We start from the raw sequence: 12,057 nt of genomic DNA on the forward strand, positions 1-12,057 counted from the left end.
AATAATAGAAAATGGCAAGGGTTATTACACTAGTCTAGATTATTTTAGATAGACATAGAATGGTAGAATAACGGTTCAATACATACACTTTTCATAAAGGTCTAGTTTTAAAAGAGAGGAGAGGAAGAGATGATACACGAAAGGAATAAAGCAATTCTTCTTGCTGAAAATATCAATAGCTTTATAAAATTCCTTAAGCAGAAACATGAAAATAAAAATAATTTCAGGGTTCAAGCGGATAAATTGTTTCAAATAAAGCTTCTAACAGAGGAGTATAAGTTTCAAATCATTGCAGATGAATTACTTAGAATCAATCAGTTCGACTGGGACGGGAAGTACACCTATTATCTGCTTGACCAGTTTCGTCAAGGGATGAGCATTATCGATGAATACGTACAAAATAATTACGATGATGTATTCCTTCTTACGGCAAGAATCCATACATTAAAAAACCTTAGCTTATCCTTTAATAAATGACAGAGGAGAACTTATTTTAATTAAAAGATCTCCTCTTTTTTTGGCATTAATTATTATGATAATATAGATTTTTTCGATGGCTTTCCTTAAATTGTTTAGGTGTTTCTCCTGTTATCTTTTTAAATAGTAGCGTAAAGTAGTTTGGATTATCGTACCCCGTGATTCTTGCTATTTCCCCGATTTTTAACTCTGTTGATACTAACAAGTGTTTTGCTTCTCCCATTCTTCGATTAATTAAGTAATTGATCGGTGTCAATTGCATCTGTTCCTTAAAAACATGGGATAGATAGTATTTATTGATAAATAATTCATCTGCAATGTCCTCAAGCTTTATATTTTTTTTATAATTTTTATCAATATATTCTTTTATCCGATGGGCTAGGGTATGGGCTTCTTTTGTTTCACTTTTACAATGTTGCAGCTTAATAGCTCTATGAATTAATGCAATGGAAGAGGTTAACAAGCCCTGGCATATCATTTCATAACCCGCTGCTAGCAGGGAGGATTCTTCAAATATATGTTCTAAATAGATTCCGATTTGCTCTGAATATTCATTCTTCCGGATCACTGGTTCTAGATTTGAAGGAATAATATCAAGATCGTTCAACTGGTCAATAGCGAGATTAGAGACACCGCAATAAAAGGTTTTGAGCGGGTTAATTGGATTGGAATATTCTTCATGGATGACCCCCGAATTGTATATGAGAATGTCGCCTTCTTTTGCAGTATAACTTTTATTATTGATAATAAAGGTTCCTTCTCCCTCACAAATATAAATTATCTCACTTAAATCATCGTGCTTGTGACTTGGAAAATTCCAGTTGGGATTTCCTCCGACCTGCCCGGAATAGGCAAGGACTGGGGGTGTAATAAATTTCAAAGGTGTATCTACATATTCCTCATTGAAAACTTTGTTTATAGAGTTTTCCATCATCGCATCCTCCAATTAGTTGCTTTAGCAGTATAATTCATCAACCGCAAGATAGTATAGTTTTTTACTGAGCGAAAACAACATACTTTAGATTACTAAATTTCAAGATATGTAGAATTATGATGTCTTTTTTTTATTCTATAACAAAAATTTAAATAAAAACACCCGAATTTTTATGATTTGTACCTGGATTTTGAATTGTTACTAATGAACTATTGGAAAAATGAATAGGAAATAAAAAGGAAGTAAAAAGGAGAATAGCAATATATTATAGTTTTTGTTTTGAGCTTAGCACGATAGTTAATTGTATTAACACTATGGCGATAGTAATATTCTAACTAATCAGATTTTGATAAGAAGGGGTGAAAAATCTGTTGGAAAAGAAAAATCTGTACGCACTCGAGATGAAAAAAATCTCAAAATCATTTCCAGGAGTGAGGGCACTTGATGAGGTTTCCCTCTTTGTAAAAAAGGGGACTGTCCATGCACTCATGGGAGAAAATGGAGCAGGGAAATCTACGCTAATGAAAATACTTGCCGGAATCTATAAACCAGATAAAGGTGAACTTTTTTTAAAAGGGGAAAAAGTAGAGCTTAATAATCCTCGCGATGCTTTACGCAGTGGGGTTAGTATGATCCATCAAGAGTTAAGTTTTGTAGCTGAGATGACTGTTTCAGATAATATCTTTCTTGGCAGAGAACCTACCATTGGAAGGAGTAGGGTAATCAAGAAGAAGGAACAAAGGGAGAGGGCACTAAAGCTATTTCAGCAATTGAAAATTGAATTGGACCCAGATAAAAAAATGTCATCCCTTTCTGTATCAGATAAACAAATGGTCGAAATTGTGAAAGCGGTTTCGAATCAAGCGGATATTATCGTGATGGATGAACCAACTTCTGCAATCACGGATAGAGAAGTGGGAAAACTGTTTGAAATTATTAAAATGCTAACCTCTCAAGGCAAGTCTATTATTTATATCTCTCACAAAATGGATGAGATTTTTAAAATTGCAGATGAAATAACCGTATTAAGGGATGGTTGTTATATTGACAGTAAAAAAGCAGCAGAGTTAAATCAAGATTTGCTTATTTCCTTAATGGTCGGTAGAGAGCTTAAAGAAGTGTATCAAACAAAAACAACGAAAACTGAAAACGTCTTCATGGAGGTGAAAAATCTCACGCGAAAAGGTTACTTTGAAAATATCTCGTTCTCCGTCCATCAAGGAGAGGTGATTGGAATTGCAGGACTGGTAGGTGCAGGGAGAACCGAAGTGGTCGAGAGTATTTTCGGTGTAAATCCTCCCCATAGTGGTGAAATCTATATCAATCAAAATAAGGTGGTCCATAAACACCCAAAGCATGCAATAAAACATGGGATTGCCTTAGTAACTGAGGATAGAAAACAAACTGGCTTAAATTTAACAGGAACAGTGAGAGATAACATAAGCATAGTTAATTTAAGGAAGTTTGCTGCATTTAAAAATATCATTTCTCGAAAAAAAGAAAACAGTGCAGTAGACCAGCAAATAACTTCTTTAAAGATTAAAACACCAAATCGAAATATGTTAGTGAAAAATTTAAGCGGGGGTAATCAGCAAAAAATTGTCATTGCTAAATGGCTATTAAACCATCCTGACATCTTAATTCTAGACGAACCTACTAGAGGAATCGATATTGGTGCAAAAGCAGAAATCTATAAGATTATCCATGATTTTGCAAGTGTGGGTAAATCTGTTGTTGTAATTTCCTCAGAGATGCCTGAATTGTTTGGAATCTGTGACCGGATTATTGTCATGAGTGAAGGCACATTGACTGGAGAATTCACCAGAGAGGATTTTGATCAGGAAAAAGTGATGGCATGTTGTGCAGGTATTAGGAAAGGAGAAAAAATCGGATGATGAACCCTCAAAAAGAAGAAGTAGCGAAATTTAGTCTAATGGATTTAGTAAATTCTCAAACGGTAATAAAAACGGGGGGTACAGGAAAGCTCTTTGCGAAATATGGGATTTATTTTGCTTTTGCCATCTTGTTTATCATCTTATCCATTACATCTGAATCGTTTTTAACATCTACCAATATTATCAATATTTTGCGACAAGTATCGATCATCGGTATTGTAGCAATTGGTATGTCATTCGTAATCATTACTGGGGGTATTGACCTTTCTGTCGGATCGATTATGGCTCTTTCAGCCGTTGTTGCTGCAAGCTTCGCCAAAGCAGACAGCAGTTATTCCATTATCATTCCAATTATCACTGGAATCACTGTTGGGTTAGCTTGTGGACTCATTAATGGTGTTTTAGTCGCAAAATGGAAGGTTGCCCCATTTATTGCGACTTTAGGGATGATGACTGCGGCTAGAGGACTAGCCATGGTCTATACGGATGGCCGCCCTGTTATTGGCTTAAGTACTAGTTATAACAATATTGGCAGCGGCTATATCTTAGGATTTCCTATTCCTGTGGTTGCTTTCTTGGTGATTGTTTTAGTAGGAATATTTATTCTCAATTTTACTGTTTATGGTAGGCATGTGTTTGCAACTGGCGGAAATGAACAATCTGCTAAACTATCAGGCATTCACACGAGCTCTGTCAAAATTGGGGTCTACGCCATATCCGGATTATTAGCTGGAATTGGGGGGATGGTTCTTTCCTCAAGAATTATGTCAGGTTCACCTGTTCTCGGTCAGGGATATGAGCTTGATGCTATTGCAGCAGTAGTCATTGGAGGAACTAGTTTATTTGGCGGAATAGGGAGTTTAGTTGGTACATTGGTTGGGGTGTTGATTATTGGAGTAATGAACAATGGTCTAGATCTTTTAAATGTTTCCTCATACTATCAACAAATTTTAAAAGGAGCCATCATCGTCATTGCCGTTCTACTTGATAAAAAGAATCACCAATAAAAAATATTAGGAGTGAGTGTATGAAAAAGTGGAAGGTATTAGCTGCAGCACTATTAATCGTTCTAGGAATTATAAGTGGATGTTCAGGAAAAGCCGAAGAAAAAGCAAGTGGAACTGCAAAAGGAAAGCTCAAAATAGGTGTTTTGTACCAGAATTTGCAAAATGAATATATTGTTAATTTACAAGATTCCATACGTAAATATGCAAAATCCACTGATGTCCAATTGATCGAATCGGATGGAGAAGGCAAAGCAGAAAATCAAATTAGTCAAGTTGAAAATCTCATTAACCAGAAAGTGGATGCGATTATTTTAAATCCAGCTGACAAGGATGGTAGTGCTCCAGTTGTTGAGCAGGCTGTAGCAGCAAATATTCCGATTATTACTGTGCTCGCAGTTGTCTCGAATGAAGACAAAGCAACAGCGCATGTGGGATCGGACGATGTAGAAGCTGGAAAAATAGAGATGAAGCAAATTGCAGACTTGTTAGGCGGAAAAGGGAAAATTGGCATTATCCATGGACCAAATGGCAATTCAGCTGAAGTAAACCGAACAGAAGGAAATAAAAAAGTGTTAAAAGATTTCCCAAACATAAAAGTTGCTGCCGAACAAACAGCCAATTGGTCACGTGAAGAAGCCCTTTCGTTAACAGAAAACTGGCTTCAATCACAGAAGCTTGATGCAATCGTTGCGCAAAATGACGAAATGGCATTGGGTGCTATAAAAGCATTGAGTGCAGCAGGGAAACTAAAGGATATTAAGGTAATTGGAATTGATGCCATTCCTGATGCTTTGAATTCAGTTAAATCAGGAGAACTTTCAGCAACTGTTTTTCAGGATGTAGATGCACAAGGGAAAATGGCGGTTGAGGTTGCAAAAAAAGCAGCAAAGGGTGAAAAAGTAGACAAAGACAACATGATTCCTTTCCAACTGGTAACAAAAGAAAATGTAGATAAATTTACTAGTAAATAAGCATTTGCTTATTAATAAATCAAAGATAAATGAGGAGGAAGTAAATTATGAAAGCAGAAAAAAAGCTAAATAATATCCTTGAAATAGAAATCCCATTGAATGAACGCAAAAACAATGAACCATTAAGGGTATTAAGTGAAGAGGATTGGAAGTTTTGGAAGGAAAACGGCTATGTCATTATTCGTAATGCGATTCCGCAAGATCATATTGAACGTTTAGTAACGTTAATTTGGGAATTCGAAGAAAAGGATGCTAATGATTCATCTACATGGTACACAGCTCCACGCCGTGAAATGGCAATGAAGGAGCTAATGAACACTGGAATGGTTGAACTATATAACCATCAGTATCTATGGGATAACCGCATGTATGAGAAAATATATAATGCGTTTGTAGATATTTGGGGCACTGAAAAGCTTTGGGTGAGTATTGACCGCTGTAATCTGAATCTACCAATGAAACCAGGTCATGATTATAAGGGATTCATTCATTGGGATGTAGATACTTCCTTAGATCCAATTCCAGTTAATGTGCAAGGGGTATTATCCCTAGTCGATACAGATGTGGATATGGGTGGTTTCCAGTGTATTCCTGAGCTCTATAGAACGTTTGATGATTGGGTAAAAACACAGCCTGCCGATAGAGATCCATATAAGCCAGACACGACAGGATTTACTCCAACAAAAGTAGTGACTAAAGCTGGGGATTTGCTTATTTTTAATAGCATGCAGCCACATGGTATTCGCCCTAACTACTCTGAAAAGGCACGAATTGCGCAATATATTTCCATGTTTCCAGCACAAGAAAATAATGAGAGCTTAAGAGAAACAAGAATCCAATCTTGGAGCGAAAGAATTAAGCCTGAGGGATTCGCTTTTCCAGGGGATCCGCGTAATTGGGAACAAGTAAAATATAATCGAGCGGAACTTACCGAATTAGGTGAGAAACTATTAGGACTAAAAAAGTGGTAATTCAAAATTAATAGTTTGAAAACAGAAGAGCCATATAAAAAATATTGACGGCTCTCCTGTTTTTTTTTACCCAAAATGAATGAGGAGGATAATAAAATGACGGATGTGTGCATTTGTTGTGGTAGTGAGTTAGCGAAAATGGAAAGAAATAGATCTGTATGTTGGGATTGTAGTAGCGAAATGAACGAAACATACGATGAAGAATGAATAAATGCAATCTAATAAGAGGGAGGCAAATATGAGGTACAGTAAAATACAAAAAACTGAGCTGAAAGTTTCAGAAATCTGTTTCGGTACGTGGCCGATTTCTGGGCACGGGATGGGGAAGGTAAATGAGGAAGATGCAAGACAAACTATTTACCGTGCGGTAGATTTAGGAGTTAATTTTTTCGATACTGCTGATATGTATGGCTTTGGCTATGCGGAGGAACTATTAGGAAAGACGTTGGGTTCCAAAAAGGAAGACATTGTCATAGCTACGAAGGTAGGGTTGGAATGGGACCTAGCAGGAAATCTAAGGAACAATTTGAAAGCGGACTATGTCATTCGAGCTTGTGAAGATAGTTTGAAGAGACTTAAAGTGGATCAGATTGATCTCTATCAATTGCACTGGCCGGATCCAGATACTCCTATGAGTGAAACAATGGAAGCCTTAAGTTTGCTTGTTGAATCGGGAAAGGTTCGTTACGTGGGAGTGTCTAATTTTTCTATTGAGCAGATGGTAGAAGCAAGTCAGTATCTACCCATCGTCACCAATCAAGTGGAATACAGTTTATTAGATAGAAAGGTAGAAAAAGAAATTATTCCTTATGCAGAACGTGAAGGAACATCTATCCTTCCTTATAAAGTGTTGGGAAGGGGAATACTGACCGGTAAATTAAAAGAAGTACCTCGTTTTGAGAAAGGGGACTGGAGAAGTGAGGAAGAAATTTTTCAAAAGGACCGACTACTTCAAACTCTAGAACTTGTTGAAAAGTTAAAGCCAATTGCTGCCGATTACAGGTGCACAGTTAGTCAACTGGTTATAGCATGGTCTTTACGGTGGGAACATGTACCCTCAGTCATTATCGGAGCGAGGCGACCAGGACAAATTGCAGAAAGCTGTTTGGGCTCAGGCATCCATCTCACGAGTGATGATGTAAATTATATAAATGCACTTTTTAGTGAATCAGTAGGAGCCTGTTAAATGCAAATAAAGGAGGAATAAAATGAAGCAGCGAATTGAGCATCTTGTCTTCTTTAAATTTAAAGAAGGTATTCAGAATATAGATAAAGATGAACTGGTAAATCGGTTTCGATCCCTTGAAGGTAACATACCTGGACTTGAATCAGTGTCTGTCGGTTTAAATACTACAGTTGAGGTAGAGTTTGCTAACTTTCAGTTTGGAATGAGAATGCTTTTTGAGAGTCGAGAAATGTTAGCGGCATATCAGCTTCACCCTAATCACTTGAATGCAGTTCAATTCGTTGGAGATTTAGTTGATGGCGTAGCCGTAGTCGATTTTGAAATCTAGTAAACCATAACTGCATAAATAGAGAGTTATGACGATTTTACAAGAATCGTATAGCTCTCTATTTTGCTGTTAAGATTCATCTCTGACAGATATACCTTCTAACCTTTGCAATAATTTATAGGGGCGAACTTTAAACGCTTCAAATGGAATGGAGTGCCCCTTCATGGCATCTAGAACTCTTGGAATAAATTTTCCTCGTTTTATATATTGATGAACATTGGATGAATCAAGTTTCACAAAGCGAACATCTTGTGTTTCTTCTGATGTTCTTAAAACTCCTCCTGTACTTTTACCATGGAAAACGATGGAAACCGTGCTGCCATTTGAATAAACGCCGGTTACGCCAAGTAACTTAACCGTGATTCCAGTTTCTTCGAAAATTTCTCTACATAGTGCAAGATCTAATGTTTCTCCACATTCAACTCCGCCGCCAGGAAGCTCCCAGGTATCTGCTCGCCAAAAGGTCTTAACCAGTAACGTTTCTTTCTTTTCATTTGTAATATACCCGCTTACCGTCACAGTTTGTTTTGGGGCTTGGTGGTCCTCAGTTGAAGTTAAAGTATCTTGATGAAAGTCTAAATAAAGCTGTCCTAATTTGAATAGTTGTTTTTGTGTTTGCTGATACAGGACATCTTTTTTAACTCTCTTTTGAATGTTTACATAGTCCTCGTAGCTTGGATATTGCCATATGACCAACATCTCATTCTGCCCCTCTGTATTCCAACATCCTACAAGAATTGCCCCGTTTTTTAGCTGATTAGCCTTCAAGTACTTATCAAAGAATTGATTAAACTCAGATTTTCTTCCAGGAGTGATCGTATATATTTCTCTTTTGTAGTACATGATGACCCTACTTTCTGTTGGCTCATTTTGTCAATTCTAGTAAAATAGTAGTATAAGTGGAAATTTTAGTTATAAAGTTGTTAGCGATCGATTATACATAATAATATTTTGTTAGTTTTAAAAAAATGCATATTCATGTTGTTCTGGATCTGACACTATTAAGTAGAGGTAATGTATGAATAGTATTAATGTGGAAAACACAAAGAAAATCGATGAATGCTATCAACTGGCTGAGCAAAGAGCGGCTCATTATTTTCAGTCGCTGTATGATCTGGTAATAAAAAGAACCTATATACCAACCTTAACGAATGATTTTCAAGTGTGGAAAAAGAACCATGTGCGACATCCATTGTTATCGTTATTGGGATCAAGAAAAAATAAACCGAATACTAAAGATTATTCCAATTACATCCGTTGGTTGGATGTAACAGGGAAATTAGATTCGTATCTATTTCGAAGTATTTCTTATATTTATATGAGGGATTTAGGGAAATCACTTCAATCACCCGACACACAGACTAGAATCCAACATGTTGTAAACAGTTTGAAAGATCATCTAACTGCCTCTGATCAAGGAAACAAATCGGAACTAATCAGCATGGCAGGATTGTACAGATGGGCACAGAAGGAAGGAATTGAATCTAGTTTCATCTGGCTGATGGACAAACTAAAGACAGTAGCCTCCAATATTCCGGAGGGGATGGACGCGGAACATGCCCAGCGAAAGCTAATCAAAATCATTGCCGGAGTATGGATGCACGTGATAGAAGAGCTGGACAATACCCTATCACCAATTGAACGTACGGCGAAACTAAATGAAGCGATTAGACTCGGATACTCTTATGGTTTGACCTATCCTTTTATTGATGATCTTCTAGATTCTAACGTCTTGTCTACTCAGGAGAAACAACAATATACAGATTTGATACGAACCACACTTATCACTGGATTTGTTCCAGAATTGGGTAATTGGAGCGGCGATAACTTGAAGCTAATTCAATTTATCCATTCTGAACTACGGGAGGCCTACGAATATATTAAAGGTCATCAGCACGCTGAGTCATTGAATACATTCTTTGAACAATCCTACGTGTTTTTTCAGTCACAGGAAGTGGACCGCATTAAAGATCTCTCTAATCCCAGCTACACAAATGAAGAACTTTATATACCAGTAATATTAAAATCCTCTTCATCCCGCTTAATCGTTCGATCAGTCATTAGTGCTTCTGAAGATGAAGGTTTTGACAATAGAGCATTCTTTTATGGGATTTACAACCAATTGGCAGATGATTTTGCCGATATGTTTGATGACTTAAATGATGGGGCAGTCACTCCATATACCTATTATTTGAAATATCATAAGTTGCGACCAGATTTAATAAATCCATTTGAATTATATTGGGCGGTGATTAGCCATTTAATCCATAAGGTGTATGACTCGGATATACTAACCTGTGAGGTCATTCTTGATCGAGCAATTAATGGACTCAAACGATTCAAAGCAAGAATAGGGATGGAAAAATATTCTGAAGTGATGAAATTATTTGCTTCTGCAAATCCAGAATTCAATCGTGTCATCCAAACGATGGTTCGAAGAGCGGATGATGTGGATTTCTTTGATAAACTTCTTCGTGACCAGATTATTACCACCATTAAGAACCAACGGAAAGAACAGGATGAATTTATAGATACTGTTGAAACCGTTCGAACTCAGATTAACAGCATCTTAGAAATCCAAAAACTCGATTCCTCTCAAATAAATGAAACAATCGTCGATGCAGCCAACTATAGTCTCGATGGAGATGGAAAGCGACTGAGGCCCATTATGACCTGGGTCATGGGGGTTAACGAGTATGGTTTAAATCAGACTGCCATTGTTCCATTACTGAGATCCTTGGAATACATGCACACCGCCTCACTAATTTTCGATGATTTACCATCGCAGGATAATGCTTCTCTCCGAAGAGGGCGTGCAACACTACATCAACAATATAATATTGCAACAGCTGAATTAACTGGCCTTTTTTTAACTCAAAAAGCGATTGAGGAACAAGCATCTCTTGATCAGTTTGATTCGAAGACAGTGCTTACATTAATTCAATATTCAACACAAGTAACCGAAGTCATGTGTAAGGGTCAGGCGATGGACCTAGGATCCAAAGGTAAGCCGCTAACACTCGAACAATTGAATTCTATGTGCTTTTATAAAACGGGAATTGCCTTCGAAGCATCCTTAATTATGCCAGCTATTCTTGCACAAGCAGATGATTATGAAATGAAAGTTCTAAAGCAATTTGCTTATCATGCCGGGATTGCGTTTCAGATAAAGGATGACCTGCTTGATGTAGAAGGGGACAGTACTTTGCTGGGTAAATGTATTGGTAAAGATGCCGATAATAACAATTCCACATTTGTATCTATCCTCGGGATTGAGGGTGCAAAAAAAGAGATGTGGGAACATTACTGTCTCGCCATGGAGGCATTAAATGAGGTACCGCGCAAAACCACGTTTCTGAAGCACTTATTGAACTATATTGTTAACCGTGATCATTAAAAACGATAAGCCTTGGAACTTGCCAAGGCTTATTTGTATGCCGCAGATTATGTAGAAAAATGGAAATGAAAAAGAGGTTAGAACAGATAAATATACGGGAAAAGGATTACTGTAATGGAATTTCTTATAAGATAGGAATAATGTGAACTATAAAGCAAGAATAATAAATGGAGGGATATCAATTGAGAATCGATAAATCTGAATGGCTCTCACTTAGTAAGGAAGTAAAAGTGAAATTGATCCGTTTAGCTATTTTGGAGAATTCAATTAAATATCTCACTATTACATAGATGATAAATGACAACAAATTGTATAGAATAGAGTCATTGTGGATTCTATACAAGAATGAAAGGTGAGATTATGGGATACGAAATCGATAGTATTTTAATATCAGAAGAACAACTGAAGCAAAAAGTGAAAGAACTAGGCGCTGCAATGATGCAGGATTTACAAAATGAATCGATTGTTTTTATTGTTGTATTAAAGGGTGCTTTTGTTTTTGCGGCTGATTTAGTTCGAGAGCTTGGAGGAAACGTGACCGTTGATTTTGTCGCCGCTTCAAGTTATGGAAATCAAACGGAGACTACGGGAAAAGTTCGCTTGTTAAAAGATATAGATGTGAACATAACAGGAAAAAATGTAGTGCTTGTCGAGGATATTATTGATTCTGGGCTAACATTAAGTTTCTTAAAAGAGCATTTCCAGCTTCATAAACCGAAATCCATGAAGATCTGTACACTACTTGATAAACCTGAACGCCGAAAAGTCGATTTAAAAGCAGATTATGTAGGATTCGTTATTCCTGATAAATTTGTTATCGGATATGGAATTGATTATGCAGAGCATTACAGAAATCTGCCGTATGTTGCAACTGTAAAAGAAGTATAAGAC

At 36.9% G+C, this 12,057-nt stretch carries 11 protein-coding genes and 1 pseudogene; 9 read left to right on the forward strand and 3 right to left on the reverse strand.

The window, feature by feature from the left end; all coding sequences use genetic code 11:
* Window positions 1–129 precede the first annotated feature (129 nt).
* Window positions 130–477, forward strand: coding sequence for a hypothetical protein (locus tag AC3A54_RS17890; protein ID WP_487655524.1), 348 nt, complete (start codon window positions 130–132; stop codon window positions 475–477).
* 46 nt (window positions 478–523) lie between these two features.
* Here the strand turns inward: AC3A54_RS17890 and AC3A54_RS17895 are convergent, their stop codons facing one another.
* On the reverse strand, window positions 524–1,408 hold the full coding sequence (locus AC3A54_RS17895) for an AraC family transcriptional regulator (protein WP_487655525.1): 885 nt from the start codon (window positions 1,406–1,408) through the stop codon (window positions 524–526).
* A 374-nt stretch (window positions 1,409–1,782) separates the two neighbouring features.
* On the opposite strand from AC3A54_RS17895, the gene AC3A54_RS17900 reads away from it, so the two are divergent.
* The 6 genes from AC3A54_RS17900 to AC3A54_RS17925 all read left to right on the forward strand — a co-directional run bounded on the left by AC3A54_RS17900 (window position 1,783) and on the right by AC3A54_RS17925 (window position 7,769).
* Entirely contained in the window at window positions 1,783–3,306 is a 1,524-nt protein-coding gene (locus AC3A54_RS17900) for a sugar ABC transporter ATP-binding protein (RefSeq protein ID WP_487655526.1), read from the forward strand.
* Window positions 3,303–4,313, forward strand: a complete 1,011-nt coding sequence (locus tag AC3A54_RS17905; RefSeq protein ID WP_487655527.1) for an ABC transporter permease — start codon at window positions 3,303–3,305, stop codon at window positions 4,311–4,313. Before AC3A54_RS17900 ends, AC3A54_RS17905 begins: the two co-directional genes overlap by 4 nt.
* Before the next feature lie 20 nt (window positions 4,314–4,333).
* A complete protein-coding gene (locus tag AC3A54_RS17910; RefSeq protein WP_487655528.1) occupies window positions 4,334–5,284 on the forward strand; it encodes a substrate-binding domain-containing protein in 951 nt (316 codons plus the stop codon).
* 47 nt (window positions 5,285–5,331) lie between these two features.
* The gene (locus tag AC3A54_RS17915) at window positions 5,332–6,255 is read left to right on the forward strand and encodes a phytanoyl-CoA dioxygenase family protein (RefSeq protein WP_487655529.1); all 924 of its coding nucleotides are present in this window, start codon (window positions 5,332–5,334) and stop codon (window positions 6,253–6,255) included.
* Between the two features lie 238 nt (window positions 6,256–6,493).
* The gene (locus tag AC3A54_RS17920; RefSeq protein WP_487655530.1) at window positions 6,494–7,441 is read left to right on the forward strand and encodes an aldo/keto reductase; all 948 of its coding nucleotides are present in this window, start codon (window positions 6,494–6,496) and stop codon (window positions 7,439–7,441) included.
* 22 nt (window positions 7,442–7,463) lie between these two features.
* Window positions 7,464–7,769, forward strand: coding sequence for a Dabb family protein (locus AC3A54_RS17925; protein ID WP_487655531.1), 306 nt, complete (start codon window positions 7,464–7,466; stop codon window positions 7,767–7,769).
* A 69-nt stretch (window positions 7,770–7,838) separates the two neighbouring features.
* Here the strand turns inward: AC3A54_RS17925 and AC3A54_RS17930 are convergent, their stop codons facing one another.
* Both AC3A54_RS17930 and AC3A54_RS17935 read right to left on the reverse strand, forming a co-directional pair.
* On the reverse strand, window positions 7,839–8,288 hold the full coding sequence (locus tag AC3A54_RS17930) for an NUDIX hydrolase (protein WP_487655594.1): 450 nt from the start codon (window positions 8,286–8,288) through the stop codon (window positions 7,839–7,841).
* A gap of 81 nt (window positions 8,289–8,369) precedes the next feature.
* Window positions 8,370–8,612 (reverse strand): annotated as a pseudogene (locus AC3A54_RS17935) (NIPSNAP family protein); the annotation flags it as partial.
* 175 nt (window positions 8,613–8,787) lie between these two features.
* Between AC3A54_RS17935 and AC3A54_RS17940 the strand changes: the two are divergent.
* Together AC3A54_RS17940 and hpt are read left to right on the forward strand one after the other, a co-directional pair.
* Window positions 8,788–11,166 carry a polyprenyl synthetase family protein gene (locus AC3A54_RS17940; protein ID WP_487655532.1) on the forward strand — a complete coding sequence of 793 codons (2,379 nt, stop codon included), beginning with the start codon at window positions 8,788–8,790 and terminating at the stop codon, window positions 11,164–11,166.
* A 360-nt stretch (window positions 11,167–11,526) separates the two neighbouring features.
* Entirely contained in the window at window positions 11,527–12,054 is a 528-nt protein-coding gene (gene hpt / locus AC3A54_RS17945) for a hypoxanthine phosphoribosyltransferase (protein ID WP_487655533.1), read from the forward strand.
* Window positions 12,055–12,057: the final 3 nt, after the last annotated feature.

It is taken from the genome of Neobacillus sp. Soil_C_43 (assembly GCF_057656715.1).